General features: G+C 54.1%; 12 protein-coding genes. 7 read left to right on the top strand and 5 right to left on the bottom strand.

Annotation, left to right across the window (positions count from 1 at the left end):
• Nucleotides 1-742: 742 nt before the first annotated feature.
• The gene (locus DBR46_RS24475) at nt 743-1,744 is read left to right on the top strand and encodes a tyrosine-type recombinase/integrase (RefSeq protein ID WP_124528283.1); all 1,002 of its coding nucleotides are present in this window, start codon (nt 743-745) and stop codon (nt 1,742-1,744) included.
• 288 nt (nt 1,745-2,032) lie between these two features.
• On the opposite strand, the gene DBR46_RS24470 is transcribed toward DBR46_RS24475, so the two are convergent.
• Together DBR46_RS24470 and DBR46_RS30640 are read right to left on the bottom strand one after the other, a co-directional pair.
• Nucleotides 2,033-2,437: a hypothetical protein gene (locus DBR46_RS24470; protein WP_124528282.1), complete on the bottom strand. Its 405-nt coding sequence runs from the start codon at nt 2,435-2,437 to the stop codon at nt 2,033-2,035.
• 514 nt (nt 2,438-2,951) lie between these two features.
• Nucleotides 2,952-3,170, bottom strand: a complete 219-nt coding sequence (locus DBR46_RS30640) for a hypothetical protein (RefSeq protein WP_124528280.1) — start codon at nt 3,168-3,170, stop codon at nt 2,952-2,954.
• 514 nt (nt 3,171-3,684) lie between these two features.
• Here DBR46_RS30640 and DBR46_RS24455 point away from each other — a divergent pair.
• Together DBR46_RS24455 and DBR46_RS24450 are read left to right on the top strand one after the other, a co-directional pair.
• Nucleotides 3,685-6,651: a TrlF family AAA-like ATPase gene (locus tag DBR46_RS24455; RefSeq protein ID WP_124528279.1), complete on the top strand. Its 2,967-nt coding sequence runs from the start codon at nt 3,685-3,687 to the stop codon at nt 6,649-6,651.
• 240 nt (nt 6,652-6,891) lie between these two features.
• A complete protein-coding gene (locus DBR46_RS24450) occupies nt 6,892-7,167 on the top strand; it encodes a hypothetical protein (protein WP_124528278.1) in 276 nt (91 codons plus the stop codon).
• A 1,008-nt stretch (nt 7,168-8,175) separates the two neighbouring features.
• Here DBR46_RS24450 and DBR46_RS24445 read toward each other — a convergent pair.
• The 3 genes from DBR46_RS24445 to DBR46_RS24435 form a co-directional block, all read right to left on the bottom strand.
• Entirely contained in the window at nt 8,176-9,942 is a 1,767-nt protein-coding gene (locus tag DBR46_RS24445; protein WP_158619163.1) for a GGDEF domain-containing phosphodiesterase, read from the bottom strand.
• Nucleotides 9,914-11,476 carry a PAS domain-containing methyl-accepting chemotaxis protein gene (locus DBR46_RS24440; RefSeq protein ID WP_124528276.1) on the bottom strand — a complete coding sequence of 521 codons (1,563 nt, stop codon included), beginning with the start codon at nt 11,474-11,476 and terminating at the stop codon, nt 9,914-9,916. The genes DBR46_RS24445 and DBR46_RS24440 overlap by 29 nt, the downstream gene beginning before the upstream one ends.
• Nucleotides 11,477-11,943: 467 nt before the next feature.
• A complete protein-coding gene (locus tag DBR46_RS24435) occupies nt 11,944-12,963 on the bottom strand; it encodes a hypothetical protein (RefSeq protein WP_124528275.1) in 1,020 nt (339 codons plus the stop codon).
• A 99-nt stretch (nt 12,964-13,062) separates the two neighbouring features.
• Between DBR46_RS24435 and DBR46_RS24430 the strand changes: the two genes are divergently transcribed.
• The 4 genes from DBR46_RS24430 (at nt 13,063) to DBR46_RS24415 (ending at nt 16,984) form a co-directional block, all read left to right on the top strand.
• On the top strand, nt 13,063-13,245 hold the full coding sequence (locus DBR46_RS24430) for a helix-turn-helix domain-containing protein (RefSeq protein WP_110973476.1): 183 nt from the start codon (nt 13,063-13,065) through the stop codon (nt 13,243-13,245).
• A 221-nt stretch (nt 13,246-13,466) separates the two neighbouring features.
• The gene (istA, locus tag DBR46_RS24425) at nt 13,467-15,026 is read left to right on the top strand and encodes an IS21 family transposase (RefSeq protein WP_124528274.1); all 1,560 of its coding nucleotides are present in this window, start codon (nt 13,467-13,469) and stop codon (nt 15,024-15,026) included.
• Nucleotides 15,020-15,757, top strand: a complete 738-nt coding sequence (gene istB, locus DBR46_RS24420) for an IS21-like element helper ATPase IstB (RefSeq protein ID WP_110973478.1) — start codon at nt 15,020-15,022, stop codon at nt 15,755-15,757. Before istA ends, istB begins: the two co-directional genes overlap by 7 nt.
• Before the next feature lie 615 nt (nt 15,758-16,372).
• Nucleotides 16,373-16,984, top strand: a complete 612-nt coding sequence (locus DBR46_RS24415; protein ID WP_124528273.1) for a hypothetical protein — start codon at nt 16,373-16,375, stop codon at nt 16,982-16,984.
• The last annotated feature ends 16 nt before the right edge of the window (nt 16,985-17,000 follow it).

Here is a 17,000-nt window from a genome sequence, read left to right as displayed (position 1 = left end):
AGTTGATCGGAGCATCCCTAACGGTTATTCAGCTGGCAAAACTTTCTGAGCGAATAAATTTTGCTAGAAGTCTTGACTGGTGAAGCGCTCTTTTTCAGCCGAACGCTGCGATTGCATGTTGCGGCTACCGCAATCAGATCACCGTCCAACCTCCCTGCGTTCTGCAGCCAAGAAAGTTAGCTGGATCTGGCAGTATCATCCTCAGCGCCAGGCTCATCAGCGACGCAATAGTGCCCGCTCAATGTGCCGCAACAGTAATTCGGCAGGTCATCGAGCTCCAAGATTTAAGTACCTTGAAATATGTGTTCTCCTCATTCATTGCTTCTATTGTAACGGCAATGAAAAATAGACTCCCAAGTCGCCAAAATCGAACTTCTGAAAAAAAACTTAACAAAATGTAACCAAATAAATATTTGCCATAAATTGACATATTGCATATCTGCAAAACTATATAGGCCGGATATAGAAAGCCGAGCCATAAGCCCGCCCCCTTTTACCAACCAAATGATTAACAAGTAAAGCGCAGAGCAACTCGTCACATAAAACACTGCAGCTAGGGACGTTTGAAAAGGCTCTAGACGCACGTGCAAAGTGTGCTAATTTAGTTCACATCGATTTACCTGATCGAGCGGTCGGTTCGCAAAGTGCCCATTGTGGCCTCAGGTTGATTCACTTCCCCACGCACGCTTTCGACAATCGTCAGAGGGCAGCCGACACCCTGACGCAAGATTGGGAAAGTCTCATGCGCATACCTGTTTTTCACTCCGACCTGCTCACGAACCGTCACTTCAAACGCATTGCTAAAGAGCTTCACGCCTGCTGGCCGTTTCCTGAGCCGCTGAAGCTTATGTCAGCACAAGAGATCTTGGCCCGGGGACTCGGCTATAAGGACTTCCACGATCTTCGTCTGTCGGCAAATCATACAACCCAGGGCACATCGACGCCGACGTTGTCTGAAGCAAGGGATGGGATTGCGACGTCAGTCGTGGACTTCCTCCAGTCCAAAGGTGTTGTGAACATCGATAACGCTGAAATCAATCGTCTGATGTTGATGCTTCCGCTCAATAAGCTCAAAGCCTTCGGGGAATCCGGCGAGAAGCAAACAGCTGACGGGGTGGCGATTGCTGCGGGCGAAACCGATCCAATACCGAGCGATGGTCTAGGCAGCGAAGTTTCGCTCGAAAACCGCCGCCCACGTCCCTTCGGTTCGATCAGCCTCCAAAATCTGACATTGATTGCAGATGCTGTTCGACGCGAGGGCTCTCTGCGTGATCAAGCTCTGCTGGGAGTCGTAATGACGGGAATCCGGGCGCTCGAACTCGGTGGGCTCACAGCATGCGACATTCAGCGTGACGCAACTGGCTCAAGCCTGCTTATTCGCCAGTTCAAGGTTCACGAACGGCACGTGCAAACCATGTTACCAAGCGCCACGGCAGCCATCCTCCACCAGTATGTAAAAAAGGCTAGGTTGGTAGGAAGTGATCGGCTGTTCCCATCCGATTCAAATCCTAATCGATCCATGAGCGCACGTGAGGTGAACAAAGTCATTCACGCGTGGGCTGTTAAAGCTTTGACGAACATCGAGCAGGTAACTGCCCAAACTATCAGGCAATCAGTACTCGAGGCGAAGTCAGGGGCTTCAAAGGCTGATGATTTGCTTTCAACTTTGTCAAAGCAGTTTGGGCACGAATTCACGGGTTTGCTGAACCAATATCTGCCCGGTATTGGGAAAAAGTCAGATTAGTTTTGGGCTGCGTCGCTGGGCCGGATGGAAGCTGATGCTGGCGTGCCCTCGCGGGCCAGCTGTCGTGAACCATGCCCCGGCGATAAGGCTTGGGTCATGGCCCTGCGGGCTTCCATCTTCACGCCTCGGCCTTGCGGCCTGCGCGCTCCGCTTGCCGTCTGAGTTTCAACCGACCATCGATAGTAGTTAGGGTTGATCGTGAGCTAGGCGAAGCATAATTCTGATACCACAGCTAACCACAAAGCGTTGATACCACCGCGACGAATGGGCAGAGTTGTCGGTCGGCTATCAATTGCGGCTACGCAGGAATGCTCGATGCGATTCCAAATGCTGCATCTCGCTTACCCAATGCTCAAGAAAGCTGTGCCAGTCGGTGGCATAGGGCCCCTCTGTTACTCGGGTAGAACCAATGCTGGCTCTGAGGAATCGCTCCCGCCAAGGCTGTGGAATCGATGACTCACGGACAATGCTGACCCCGATGGGGTGTGCCTCAACTGTCACCGAACCCCGCAACTCTTCAAAGTTGACGTGCGGTGGAGGCAAAGAAGCGTCCTGGTGCTCCTGCAGGGCGATTTCATCAAGGACTTCAATAATGCCGTCCGCACGTGAATCGCCCGGGATCAGGTGAGCGAGTGTCCAGAGCGCTTTTCGTCGAGCAATTTCACGACTGGTTAGGTCTACATTTACGGTCATAGCGGGCACTCAAGCGCGGTGTGAATAGCTGGCACCAGGATTATAGACTGGGGCCCTGCAGCATATTTTTCAGGGCACAGTTGAAACGTATCAAGACCGATTGATATGCCAACATCTGCCGCGAAACGTTTTTTGCGCCAGCCCTCAAGTTTTCTCAAGATTTTCCGTTTAACAATTAAGCCGGCTTATTTAAGAGAGAAAACGCATGAGCATAAAACTACCACCAAACAGATTTTATACTTTCAAGGATCCCTCGCTCGACAATAGATCGCTTGAAATTACGTATGCTGTATTCACTCGTCCTGGCACACCTGAAGTTGGAACAGTAGACGATACGAATAGCTATGGAGTCTTCTTGGACAGGGAGCTCGACGGCATTATTTCCTTGGACATCGATGACTGCCGTTTTAGTTTGACGCAGAAACAAGCGAGTGTGTTGGCCTCAAGACTTACAGAGCTGTCACAGGTTGATCAATGAACACCTGCGCTTCTCAGTGCTAGAGCCTTCAGCACCCTAGGATAGTCGCCGGCCGAATCCAGTCTCACCCCGCAGCTGTTCCTCCACGAACTCTATCGACGAATTTAGCTCGTCCTGTATTTCTTTGAAGACTGATTCAAGGTCGGGATTATTGCCTGATGATCGTAGCTCAGCCACTAATCTGGAAAGCTCCCGTCCCTTGGCCATGGGCATCTGGATGTTGCAGTACACAGTGTCTTTGTCGTCACGAGTCATAGATCCTCCGGTCTGTTTGGGGCGCCATTTCTTGCTTCTTGGGACAACAAATACTTTGCTTGAAGATTGAAAAGCGTTAACTGTTGGCGCTGTGCGCGCCCTTCGGGACGGCTGTCGTGAACCGAGCCTCGCTAGCGGCGTCTCGGCCCGGTGGGCTTCCATCCTCGCGCCTGCGCGCTCCGCTTGCCGTCCGAGTACCAGCCAACTTCAGGTACCCCCGAATGGTTTGATCCTTCTCTTCCCCATTCCTGGAAGAGCCACCTCAGAGGACACCATCTTACGCTAAGCGCTGGTGGCATCGTTTGGATATGCGGCCCCTCCTCCCCTGCAAGGTAAATAGTTCGGTGCCCATAGATCCGGCCCACGCATTAGGGCACCCGAGCCGTTGGCTTCAGATTGACACAGCCGGTTGAATCCAAAATAGTGACACGATGACAGCCCATGCTCCCGCGTAGATAGTTTGCCCTGGCGTGTGACCGCGATAGGTGTCCCATCTGCCTACTAGGATGTGAAAATGCAGACTGAACCAAAGCCTCTTTCCTCTGGATCTCGCTGGCTTCGATGGGATCCCCACGTACACGCGCCGGGCACGTTGCTCAACGATCAGTTCAAAGGTGACTGGGAGGGATACCTCAAAGCTCTTGAAGAGTCATCTCCCCCCATCAGGGCGATCGGGGTTACGGATTATTACCTGCTTGATACCTACAGACAGTTGGTTGAACACAAGCAGGCTGGCAGGCTTGAAAACTGTGAGTTTCTTTTTCCAAACGTCGAAATTCGCTTCGATGTGGGGACTGCGAAATCATGGATCAACGCTCATCTATTGGTCTGCCCCGATGAGGAAAATCATATAGAAGAGCTTGAGCGCTTTCTTGCGTCACTGACTTTCAAGGCCCTCGACGACGAGTTTAGGTGCACGCCAAGCGACTTGAGAAGGCTTGGGAGGCGAGCGAGTCCGGAAATACGTGATGACCAAGCGGCCCTTCGACATGGCGCCGAGCGCTTCAAGGTTTCGTTTCAGGAGCTGAAAGACAAGCTCAAAAACAACCAGTGGGCACAAACCAATATCATCATCGCAGTCGCGGCTAAGGAAAATGACGGAACCTCTGCATTGAAGGAGGGTGCAGATGAAGTATTGCGCCAGGAAATCGAGCGATTCGCACACGTCATTTTTGCCTCGAATCCAAATCAAAGGGATTTTTGGCTGGGTAAAAAAGCCTTATCAGCGGAAAGCTTGGTTGAGCGATACAACGGCTTAAAACCTTGCCTGCATGGCAGCGATGCCCATCAAACTGCCAAGACTGGAGCGCCTGATGGGAAGAGATTTAGCTGGCTCAAGGGAAGTCCTGCTTTCGACACGCTTCGGCAAGCCTGTATCGATCCGGCAGGCAGGGCTTTTATTGGAGAGGAACCCCCGCCCTACGGAAATGCCTCAGAGGTGATTTCCCAGGTCGATATCACGAACGCACCTTGGCTCAAGACACCATCCTTGGCTCTGAACCCGGGCCTGATCGCCGTGGTAGGCGCAAGAGGATCAGGAAAGACCGCGCTGGCTGACATCTTGGCAGCAGGTTGTGATGCGCGGGGCAACGCAATCACAGGGCACTCGTTCTTGGTGAGAGCCCAAGACCACCTTCAAGATGCTGAAGTGAATATCTCTTGGTGCAATGGGGACACGCAGGCCAGCGCGCTCAACCAAACGACTGACGATGAATTCGTGTATCCAAGAGCCCGGTATCTGTCGCAGCAGTTCGTGGAAGAACTCTGCTCAGCCGATGGCATGACGGACGGCCTCCTGGCAGAGGTCGAACGGGTGATTTACGAGTCACACTCCCCCACCGAGCGTGACGGCGCCATCGGTTTCAATGACCTAAGAGACATCCGTTCCGAGCGATATCGAGAGGCTAGGCGTCGAGAGGAGGAATCTCTTGGCAGTCTGTCAGAAAAAATCAACACCGAACTAGAGAAGCGTAGCCTCGTGTCACAGCTGACTACGCAGGTGCAAGAAAAGGATTCGCTAGTTAAACGGCTCGGCGAGGACAGGAGCAAGCTTGTCGCGAAGGGCTCAGAGATCAGATTGTCCAGATTGCAATTACTGACCGCTGCCTCAGAAAAGGTTGCCGGCTATGTGAGGTATTACAAGGCCCAAGAGCAGCAGATTCTTCTGATGCAAGATGAGGTCAACAATGTTCGTCGAGTCGTGGCGCCCAGTGATCTCAGAGACATCCAATCACGCCATACCAAAAGTGGTCTGGGGGATGATGAGTGGAATGCTTTTTTCAGGGACTACAAAGGCGACGTCGGAGCGATCCTTTCGAAGATGCTGCTCGAGGCTCAAAAGAACAGAGATGCATGGATAGGAATTCCACCGATTCAGAGCGAAGACCCTCAAAGCGAGTATGTTGAAGAGGACGCCACGCTTGAAGAATGCAGTCTCTCGTTGCTAGAGGCAGAAATTGATCGCCTACAGCAGCTGGTCAGCATTGACCAAGACACCGCAAACCGATTCAAAGAGCTTTCTACAAAAATCACAACGGAAACTGAGCTATTGCGGGCAAGCAGGGAAAAGCTAAACGACCATGTGGGGGCCTCCCAACGTCTCGAGGTTTTGGTGAGTGAAAGGTGCGAGTCATACAAACGCGTTTTCTCTGCCCTGATAGCTGAGGAGCAAGTCCTTCAGGAGCTCTACTCACCCATCAAACAGCGATTGGATCGTGCCGAAGGGACTCTTAATAAACTTTCGTTTTCAATAGCCAGAACTGTCGACATCGAAGCTTGGGCAGCCGAGGGAGAGTCGTTGCTCAACCTCTCGAAAAAAGGCCCTTTCAGAGGCCGGGGAACCTTGCGCGAGAAAGTACTCGAGTCTTTGAATACGCCTTGGCTCCATGGAGATGACGAGTGCGTGCTTCTTGCGCTGAGAGAATTTATTAAGAACTATCAGGAGCAGCTCATTGAGCATGCGCCGGTAGCCACATCGGATATTGCGGAGTATCGACGGTGGACTAAACGCCTGGCTCAATGGTTATACGGCACTGATCACATTTCTGTTCGCTACGCCATAAATTACGATGGTGTTGAAATCCAGAAGCTTTCTCCTGGCACCAGAGGAATTGTACTGTTGCTGCTTTACCTCTCGCTTGATGCGAAAGACAGTCGGCCACTGATCATTGATCAGCCAGAAGAAAACCTAGACCCCAAGTCTATCTACAATGATCTCGTCCCATTGTTCATGGCCGCCAAGTCGAGTCGACAAGTAATTATGGTGACGCACAACGCCAACCTAGTTGTGAACACGGATGCCGACCAAATCATCATCGCTGAATGCGGCCCTCATGGTAACGGGCAGTTACCTCCTATCACCTACATATCGGGTGGACTGGAGGATGAACTGATCCGCGAGCGGGTATGCGAAATTCTTGAAGGTGGTGAGACCGCGTTTAAGGAGCGTGCTCGTCGACTACGAGTTCGACTGTCTAGGTGAGCGGCGAATGACCGATACCCCACTCGTACCTGGCAGAGTTTATCAAGCCAGCCGCGATTCTGAGCGCATGCAAATCGAAGAGCGGGCCAAGGCACTCTCCGAGGCTGGCTACCCTCTGCCAGAAGATGACCCCGCTATGCAGCTGAGCAACGACTGAAAGAGGCTAAGGAGGCGGCGCATGCAAACCAAGTAAGTCAGGTACCTGAGTACACAAAGCTCTCAGCAAGGGAGGTGTGTCAGGTGCTGCGCGAAGTCGTCTTCGGACGCCTCACCATTACTAATGCGGGTCAGCACTCTTGGGATGACATCTATGCCGGCCATTTTGTAGTGGACGTGGAGGGCTGGAGGTTAACTATTTATAACGACTGCGATGAGCTCGACTACTGTGAGGAGTGCGTATCTCCTGAGGGTAGGCGCTGGAAGTTCGAGTCAGGTGATCGTGGTGGGACGGATCCGGTTGCTTTTTTGTCCACTTGGGAGCGTCAGAACCTTGAGTGGATTCTGAAGGCACTTTGATTTATCAACATTAGAACGTGCCCTTCGGGACGGCTGTGGTGAACCGAGCCACTTCGTGTCTCGGCCCTGCCGGGCTTCCATCCTCACGCCTGCGACCTTCCTGGTCTGCGCGCTCCGCTTGCCCGGGCTTGTCAGATCACCCAAGTATCAGCTGCACAATGGGATGGGCTCGTAGGGCGAATTCCCACGCTGATTAGCTTATCCAGACTGCTACGCTGAACGGGGCATGATCCTTAGCGCTCGCAAACACGCCATCACCGAATCCAAGAATCACCGCCTGACTTCGAAAGCAGAAATACCTAACGAACATTGGAGCACATGATGTCTGAGCAGTTGCATTTCACTCGCCAGACCCTACTGTGTATTCCAGTGATGCTGACACTCAGTTCCAGAGATTGTGGCCCATTCATGCTGGAGATCCTGACCATCCTTTCCAGTGATTGTGATCCACCGCGCTGATGGTTTTGACCGGCAAGAGTTGGGACGAATCGTACCTGTGCTGCACCCATGCAATCGCGCGCTCAGCGTGCTAGGCGGTGTTCTCATTTGATGCCGAAGGTGCCGCCAGTATCTCGCCGCTTTTTGTAGTTGGGATTTGTCGGTATTGGCTGCGTGATGATCACTGGCAATGAATCGAGGTGTTATTGATGGGCAAATTCAGTGACAGTGACTGGCGGCCAGAGATAGTTGAGGTCTTTGTCGAGACGGTGTTCTTCTGAATTGCCCGAATCGGCCCTCTCTGGCACGACACTCCAGAAGCCTATGACCGTTGGCACCGTATGTATGTGCGGTATAGCCGCTAGTAATGCAAAGGTGTGTGATTGGCCTGATTGAGAACGTTCCCTGTAAAGTTGCTCGTGGCCTGCTCATAACAAGGCCAAGCTTGTTATGAGCCTCTTCCCAGATACTCTTCAAGGGGCCGCCGATTAAGACTTCAAGGCGGGCGATCAATAGGATCATGTCCAGTGAGGCGTACTGGGGCCGGTGCAACGGCAAGTGTTTGCCCTGCTAACGCCGCTCCCGCAACCACTCAATTAGTTCAGGTAGTGGCATCGGCCTGGCAAACCAGAAACCTTGCCCTTGAGAGCATCCTGCCTCCCGCAGGAAGGCTAGCTGCTCCTCCGTTTCAACCCCCTCAGCCACCGTGCGCATGCTGAGTCCTTTGGCCATACCGAGAATGGCCTGCACGATAGCTTGATCGCTACGGCTTTCAAAAAGACCAGAAACGAACGATCGATCGATCTTCAGCTTGTCAAACCGCAACTTTTTCAAGCGGTTCAACGACGAAAAGCCGATGCCAAAATCATCCATTGCCAAACGGATACCGGCCTCATGCAGTTCATCCGAGGTCTGCAATACCTGGGCCGAAGAGTTCATTGCCACACCTTCGGTGATCTCAAGCTCCAAACGCTCAGCCGGCAGTCCAGTGCTGACAAGTAACTGATGAACCAGCGCGCAGAATCCGGCTTCACTGAACAACGGGGCACAGATGTTGACCGCTACCACCACATCCAGCAGGCCCGTTTCGATTAGCGTCATATTGTCTTTGCACGCCTGGCGAATGACCCAGCGTCCAATAGTCGGCATCAGGCCGTATTCCAGTGCTACAGGAATAAACTGATCAGGTGCCACCAGGCCATTAACGCCATCACGCCAACGCAGCAAGGCCTCCATGCCGCACGGCTGCAAGGTCTGCATATCGAACTGCAACTGGTAATGCAACTCGAACTGCTCTAGCGAAATGGCCCTGCGCAAGCGACTGAGCAGGCGATAGACCTGCTCGGATCGTTCACGTAACGCTTGATCGAATAGGCGAATACAGCCGCCTCCTTCCACCTTGGCCTGATACATGGCGATATCAGCTTCATTCATCACCTCATCGGCTGTCAGACCGTCATCGGGGTACAGGCTGATGCCGATACTTGCGCCAACACTCAGTGCCCGATTATCAATGACGAATGGCTCCTTCAGCGCCTCCATCAACCGTGCGGCGATGTGGGAGGCTGTTTCCCCTTTGGAATCTAGAATGATAGAGACGACGAACTCGTCTCCCCCCACCCGACCTAATAAGTCACTATCGCGCAAGGTTTTCTGAAAGCGCTCAGCTGTGAGCTTGAGCAAGCGGTCGCCAACCTGATGACCATGGTTGTCGTTGATCTGCTTGAAACCGTCCAGATCGATGAACAACACCGCAATGTTCCGCCCACTGGTCTGACAAGCCTCAATGGCTCTGGACAGCCCTTCAATAAACTCACGTCGATTGGCACACCCGGTAAGCCCGTCGTATTTGGCCAGAAAGGCAATGTGCTCGGTGAACTTGCGGCGCTCACTGATGTCGTGGCAGATGCCGACGAATAACTGCTGGCCATCCTGACTGAACTCACTGACGCTCAAATGCAGCGGAAAGCAGCTGCCTTCTTTGCGCTGGCCCGTGACCTCTCGGCCAATGCCGATGATCTTGCGCTCACCGCTGGAGCAATAGTTGTTTAAATAACTGTCGTGCTCCTGGGCATACGGTGCTGGCATCAGCATGGAGATGTTCTTGCCGAGCATCTCGTCCGAACTGAAGCCGAAAAGCGTTTGTGTAGACTGGTTAACCGCCTGGAGAATACCGCGTGCGTTGATGACCATGATGGCATCTACAGCGGCATTGAAAATGGCACCGGCAAGCGCTGACTCCAGGCCATCCCATGTATTCGGTTCCGCCCCGTCAGGCACCTGATTGTTCTCTCCCGGTTTTCTCATTTCAGTTACCGAAGCGCTCAACCAGTGCATGCATGGCATGTGATGTCTGTTTCAAGTCGTTGCCCACCTGCGCGGACTCTCCCGCCAGCTCGGCATTATGGTCAGAGGCTTGGGCAATGCGCGTGATCTGCCGGGAAATATCCTCGGCGACATGCGCCTGTTCTTCTGATGCCGCCGCCATCTGCTGGCCCATGTCATGGATCAAGCCAACGGCGCTACTGATTCCTTGCAGCGCCTCCTGGGTAGCGATCACCTGCTGCACACCGGCGGCGGCCTCTTGGGTGCCGGCCTGGGCTATCGTCACCGCGTTCTGCGCCCCCGCCAACAGTGTCTTGATGATGTCCTGAATAGCCTTGGTCGACTCCTGGGTCTTCGATGCCAAGGCTCGTACTTCATCTGCCACCACGGCAAAGCCCCGGCCCTGTTCACCGGCCCGTGCCGCCTCGATGGCCGCATTCAAGGCTAGCAAGTTGGTCTGCTCGGCAATTGCCCGAATCATGCCCGCCGCCTGTTCAATAGCTTGAGTGTCGCGCGCCAATGCCTCCACCGAATCGCTAATCCCGGACACCGTATGTGCCAAGTTCTCGATCACGTCGCGTGTCTTGCCAGCCTCGGCAGAGCCGTTACGAGCCAGTGTATTAGCCCGCTGCGCCTCATCTGCGGTGCGATGAACATGTGCTGATACCTCGGCAATCGAGGCCGCCATCTCATGCATGGCAGTTGCCGTCATATCGGCCTCGCTTCGCTGAGCCAGCAAAGAGGTTTCGGCGCTGCTGGTCAATTGACCGCTGCGTTGGGCCAGCTCTGAACTATGGTCGGCATAATCCTCAAGCCGGCTAAGTACGGTGCTAATTCGCGCGCGCTCACTGATCAACGCCATTTGTATTTGGGCGGGTTTACCAGCCAAGTCGGTATAGGTGCGAGCAATCAGTTCGCTATCGAAGGCCCCATGCACAGTATTTTGCAAACGCAAAAACAAATGCTCGGAAAGCCGATTTTGCCAAGCCTGTAATGCAAAAAACGCAATCACTGCGCAACCGCTGGCAATTGCCGGGGAAATGAGCAGAGACACTGCCAGCACGAGTAGGCTGGCAAGCAGAGGCATAGCCAGCACCCGCAAGAAACGCGAAGCTTTGCCTGCTGAATCGCTCCACGTTCCAGAGCGCATCCGTGCATACAAGGCAGAGGCCCTGCGCACTTGCTCGGCATCCGGTTTTACCCGTACTGACTCATACCCCGTCACCCGGCCGTTTTCGGTTATCGGCGTCACATAGGCGTTGACCCAATAGAAGTCACCGTTTTTGCAGCGATTCTTGACGATGCCCATCCAGGCCTTGCCGACCTTGAGGTGACTCCACATGTGCGCGAATACCGCTTCTGGCATATCCGGATGGCGCACGATATTGTGCGGGGCTCCCAGCAGCTGATTACGTTCGAAGCCACTGATGCTGACGAAGGCATCATTACAGTAGGTGATGGTGCCATGCGTATCCGTAGTCGTGATCAAGCGTTGAGTGGCGGTGAAATCACGCTCTCTCGTAGTCACAGGGCCATTGTTTTTCATCGAGTAAAGTCTCGGAACCAATATTCAATGATAGCAAAAATCCATCATACCAAAAAGCTATTTTAGCATCCCGGATGATTAGCTGAATCGGCAATTGGTCGTATATCTTTTGAGTGAAACCGGGCAGTTGCAGTCAGTTTTTGCGGTCGTCCCATACCATGCGTGAGCAGCATGCTGCCAGTAGCTTGCCTTGCTGAGCAACTTGCCAAAGTGGAGTACGCGCCCTCCGGAGCTTGACACCGCTGAGTGATTCGCTACGCCCGCTGACGGGGCGCCTTCAAACAGGCTTTGAGCTACGTACGATGTATTATCACGCTGCCTGACGCCCCTGCCACAGACTGATGCGCATCTGGCACAAATGCTCCACGAGCACGCCCGCGAACGCTTGACGATCCTGTCGTCGCGTACCTAGCTGGGGAAGGCGCTGCCCCGCTCAGTTGTAAGTTCATCTATCAGCCAGCAGCCTGCTAGCTCTGTGGATCAGCATATAAAGAAGCAGGTAACGACTCGCTCTCGAGCCGTATAGGACGCCCTGCTCCAGAGCGTTTTCCTCCCCATTGCCCTCGCACATCCGCGCGGCAGCGATGCCACCCCTCGGCCCGTATTAGCATCGGCCAGATCAGTAATGGATGCTCGTACAGATGCTGATTGATAAGTCGATAAATTTGATTGGCCTTGGGTGGCAGGCCATCAGGACAGTGCAATAGATCAACCAGCATGCTCACGGCATTCGTATCGTTGAGCTGCTGCTGTCGTTCCCCGAGCAACTGCCACAGCAACGGGCGACGCTCAGTCAGCCAAGTCACAATGCCCTGTTCGGGGAACAGCACCACGGGAGTAAAGAGCCCTTCATGGAACTCCGTCACTTCCCTGGTCAGGATGCGATTTACCGCCTTATCGAACCGCTCTCTTTGGCGAACGCCTGATTTGTAGCGGGCCGCCGCAGCTTTCGTTCCGACCTCATCCTGAAGCGGAACATTGGGGGAATGGTGTGCGCAGAGCTTTCTTCCTGGCAATGGCTGCCGCCAACACAGCGTGCAAAAGCTGAACGGATCAAGTCGCAGGCCATTTTCCAAGCGCAAATGGCTCTGCACGGAAATCTTCAGTTGAGTACACATGCTGAGGAAGTAGGTGACCTCAATGACAGTCGGGAACGTGTACTCCCTTGGCGGCCAAGTCGTGTAGTGATGGATAAGCTCCACTGCCTTCATTACTTCAAACAGCAGAGGGGTGTTGCTCTTGCCAACGCAACATCCCAGCTCGGCATAAATTCCCCAGATGCCATTCCAGGTCGCTATGCGCTGCCCATAAAGCACATGGCAATGCTCAGGCGGGATCAAGGGCTGTAGATACTGCCTGATCAGTCGCAGCGCGATTGCCGGCGTAACAGCGATGTCAGCAGCGTGCAGCCTGATTGCCCAGAGGGCAACCGCCACATCCTCGTATACGAAAGAATCGAGAAATTCATCGTTCAGGTAGAGAGGCAAATCAAGTGTCCAGTCTGGCTAGTAGTTAGGTATCCACCAACTGCCTAGCATGCGTTATCGGGATATTGCAGCTCAGGCAAGGGGATAACGGTGGATACGATGACACTCATGGAGGTGAGTCAGATTCTCAGAATTTCTGAACATACGGCTCGCAACCGATTGAGCATGGGCTTGCCGATGCCGCCTTCGTTTCGCGTCGGTCGCCGCCGCTTGTTCCTCAAGCAGGAGGTCGAACGGTGGCTGGCCGCGCAGGCTGGAGTATCCGGCAGCCACGACCACTAAAGCCCAGAAAACTACAGGACATCACGCTATCAATTAGGTCATGCGAGCAAGAAAAACTGTGGACGCAAAAAAGCCCGGAGCAGCAACTCCGAGCCTTTTTCTAGATGACATAAGCACCTTCAACGCTTGTGGATTCTCAGCGTCCTTCTATCGGCTGTCAAGGCCGAGGGGCAGGTACTGCCTGCCGTTAAGCGCCCTCCACAGGGCAAGAAGGAGTATGGATGAGAGTCAGGATTGAACCGCGCCTGCTGCGCGAAGCCGTGCGCCTGCACTATGGCACACGTTTATCGACACGCGAAATCGCTCATAGCACCGGGCTTTCGCGCAACAGCCTCAAGCGCTTGTGCCGGCACTTAGAAAACGTTGCCCTCGATGTGGGTCAGCTTGCTGAATGGAGCGACGAACAGCTTTATGAGCGCTTGGGTATCAAGCCATTCAACGGCTTCCGCCTGAAAGCCTGCCCCGACTGGAACTGGGTGCATTCTGAAATGCGTAATCCTTGCGTCACCCTGGAACTGCTCTGGCGTGAATGGCGGGCCACCGAGCCAGACGGCATCGCCTATTCGCAGTTTACGGCCAGCTATCGCAGCTTTCTGCAACAACAACCATTGGCAATGCGTCAGCTTCATCTGCCTGGCGACAAGCTCTTTTTGGACTTTTCCGGCAAGACCATGCCGATCTATCTGGAAGGTCAATCGGAACCGCGCCTGGCACAAATCTTTGTTGGTGTGCTGGGTTACTCCAGCTACACCTTCGCCTGTGCCGTGTGGAGTCAACGGATTGAAGACTGGATGCACTGCCATGTGCAGGCCTTCAATTTCTTCGCAGGTGTACCCCGCCTACTGATTCCCGACAACCTCAAGGCGGCGGTGATCAAGCATGGCAAGGATGAAGTTCAGCTCAACCTGATCTACCAGCAACTGGCCCAGCATTACCAAGCCGTCATTCTGCCGGCGCGTCCGCGCAAACCCAAAGACAAGGGCAAGGTGGAAGCCGGAGTGAAACTGGTTCAGCGCTGGCTGCTGGCAGCTCTTCGTCACCGTCGGTTCTTCAGCTTGGCAGAACTCAATCAGGCCATCCTGGAATTGTTACCGGCATTCAATCAACGCCCCTTCAAGCGACAGCCCGGCTGTAGTCGGCACAGCCTGTTCGTTGAGGTGGAGCAGCCTGCGCTCCAGCCGTTGCCAATCCACGCCTATGAGCATGCCGACTGGCGCTTCAAGGTACGGGTGCGCAGTGACTACCTGGTGGAGTACGACAACCACCACTATTCAGTACCGAACCGATTAGTTCAGCAGCAAGTGGATGTCCGCGCTACTGGCGAGGTCGTGGAGGTTTTTCACAATCATCTGCGGGTCAGCAGTCATCCCCGACAGTATGTTTCCGGCATCAGCATGCAACCGGAGCACAGGCCGCCGAACCACCAGTATTACGCTGACAGTGAACCCGCCGCATTGCTCGCCTGGGGCGAGCGAGTCGGGCCAGCACTGCTGCGACACCTGCAATATCACCTGACCGAACGTACCGATGTGGCCAACGGGCACAAGGCTGCCAGCGCCTTGCGCAAAGAAGCTCGCTTGCATGGCGATGCCCGACTGGAGGAGGCCTGCGCCTATGCGCTGACCATCAAGACCTTCGCCCTGAAAAGCCTGCAATCCATTTTGCGCGAGCAACCCGACAAGCGCCCTGGCCTGAAAGCTTTACCCAGCTCGACACCGGCTCACGAAAACCTGCGTGGTGCCCATTACTTTGCTGATGAAAAGGAACGCTCGACATGCTGAACCAGCAGACCCAAAGCAAGCTCCAGCAACTGCAACTGTCCGGCATGGCCAAGGCCTACCGCGACCAGCTTGAACTGCCGCGCATGCAGGAACTGCCCTTCGATGATCGCCTGGGCCTGATGGTGGATCGTGAACTCAGCGAGCGCGAGAATCGCAAGCTATCTCGGCTGCTGAAACAGGCAAAGTTGCGCTATGCCGCACACTTGGAGGATGTTGACTACCGCAGCAGTCGAGGCCTGGATAAGCAAGTGATCGCCAGCCTGGCGGGCTGCACCTGGATCGGTCAGCAACAGAACCTGCTACTGACCGGTGCCACCGGCACAGGCAAGAGCTGGCTCGCCTGTGCATTCGGCAGCCAGGCCTGCCGGCAGGGCTACTCGGTGATCTATAAAAGCGCTTCGAAGCTCTATGAAGAGCTGCAAATCGCCATTGGCGACGGCTCCCTGCCCAAGTACCGAACGGCCTTGAGCAAAGTCCACCTGCTAATCCTCGATGACTTCGGGCTGGCACCGGTAGAACCCACTGTGGGGTATACCTTGCTGGATATTGTCGATCAACGCATGCAGACCGGCTCACTGATCATAACCAGTCAATTCCCTACGGAACACTGGCATAGCATGTTCAGCGACGCCACGCTGGCCGAGGCCATCCTGGATCGCATCGTCCACCGCTCACACCGTATTGGGCTCAAGGGCGAGTCCTTGCGCAAGCAGGCTGTCAAGGCGCAGTGACCGATAGCGGAGGGGGCATTGTCCCCTTCGCTATTTTCGCGCCCGCGAAAATAGCCGAGTCAGTGAGCTGCATCTCAGGTGGAGTAAGCAGGCATGCACTACGGCTTCGTCGGCATCTCGAAAATGTCCCTTTAACCAAGCCTCCAAAGCGGAAATAACATCACTGATACGCACGACGAGCATAGCTTTGCGCTGCATTGTGTTCGCATGTGGTGTGCCCAGATCAGCATAGGCGTTTGAACTAATTTTCTCGACGTGCAATTGATGGAGTCAAGGCGGTTTGAAATTGCATCCATATTACCCTTGGCGGGTGGGCCAGAATCATCAGCGTAGTGGATCACAATCACTGGAAAGGATGGTCAGAACCTCCAGCGTAGGTGGGTCATAACCATTGGAATAAAGTGTCAGAACCAGCAGCGCCCACACCTACTGGCTGCGTCGGATTTTATTGAGAAAGCAGGAACAAACGCAGGCTTTGATTTGATGGTGCAACGGCTTGAGCTTGATCAGTGGGTACCTTTCGGAGGTGAGCTGTCGGTTCCGAAAAAAAGAGTTGTATTCAATAAGATACTCTTGGAGCGGGCTGGGTTGGTTTTCTGGGCTAGAGAAGGTCAGATGACGCATGGCGAAGCCCTGATTCGTGAAGCCGTTCGGCTCATGAGCTTGCCTTCCGTACATAAGCAACAGGAACAATTCGAGCGCTGCCTAGCGCGGGATGGGTTCACTGTTTCCTGGGATACTGGCGACTGCGGACAGGGCACACCTCCTTGGTTACGGCGAAGCTTGCCAAGAAATGTGGACTTGCCTGCGGGCGATGATCAAGTTCACCAGCACCTGAAACGATTTGGTTACCTCAGATCTTGCGGTCATCTTGATCAGGCTATAGACGCGCATACGAGAGGCGACTGGGCTGCAGCAAACGCGCAGATCAGGACATTCATTGAGAGCCTCATTCTGGAGATAGCAACGCAGATTGCGTCCGCTGACCTCCCTCCGCACCCGGGCTTGAACAACGGTTTTCAAGCGTTGGCCAATCGCGGTTTTTTATCGGAAAGCCGTTCAGAATGGAGCCAAGATGGGAAAGGTATGCTCAACGGGCTGATGAAGATGTTGCACTCAGATGGTTCGCATAAAGGCCTTTCGGATGAAGACCATTCAACCATGCGTCTTCATATAGCTTTGGTGACCAGTCGGGCACTCTTGAATCGACTGGCCAACAACGGGTGAGGAACAGATAGCGCCT

Source organism: Pseudomonas sp. KBW05 (assembly GCF_003852405.1).
In the GTDB taxonomy this organism is placed as follows: Bacteria; Pseudomonadota; Gammaproteobacteria; order Pseudomonadales; family Pseudomonadaceae; genus Aquipseudomonas.
This window is presented reverse-complemented; position numbering and strand designations above follow the sequence as displayed.

Bases quoted from the DNA above. Each gene is read 5' to 3' on its own strand.
- DBR46_RS24415 (WP_124528273.1), top strand. From the start codon at position 16,373: ATGACGCATGGCGAAGCCCTGATTCGTGAAGCCGTTCGGCTCATGAGC.
- DBR46_RS24445 (WP_158619163.1), bottom strand. From the start codon at position 9,942: ATGCACTGGTTGAGCGCTTCGGTAACTGAAATGAGAAAACCGGGAGAG.
- DBR46_RS24475 (WP_124528283.1), top strand. From the start codon at position 743: ATGCGCATACCTGTTTTTCACTCCGACCTGCTCACGAACCGTCACTTC.
- DBR46_RS24455 (WP_124528279.1), top strand. From the start codon at position 3,685: ATGCAGACTGAACCAAAGCCTCTTTCCTCTGGATCTCGCTGGCTTCGA.
- istB (WP_110973478.1), top strand. From the start codon at position 15,020: ATGCTGAACCAGCAGACCCAAAGCAAGCTCCAGCAACTGCAACTGTCC.
- DBR46_RS24470 (WP_124528282.1), bottom strand. From the start codon at position 2,437: ATGACCGTAAATGTAGACCTAACCAGTCGTGAAATTGCTCGACGAAAA.
- DBR46_RS30640 (WP_124528280.1), bottom strand. From the start codon at position 3,170: ATGACTCGTGACGACAAAGACACTGTGTACTGCAACATCCAGATGCCC.
- DBR46_RS24430 (WP_110973476.1), top strand. From the start codon at position 13,063: ATGACACTCATGGAGGTGAGTCAGATTCTCAGAATTTCTGAACATACG.
- istA (WP_124528274.1), top strand. From the start codon at position 13,467: ATGAGAGTCAGGATTGAACCGCGCCTGCTGCGCGAAGCCGTGCGCCTG.
- DBR46_RS24440 (WP_124528276.1), bottom strand. From the start codon at position 11,476: ATGAAAAACAATGGCCCTGTGACTACGAGAGAGCGTGATTTCACCGCC.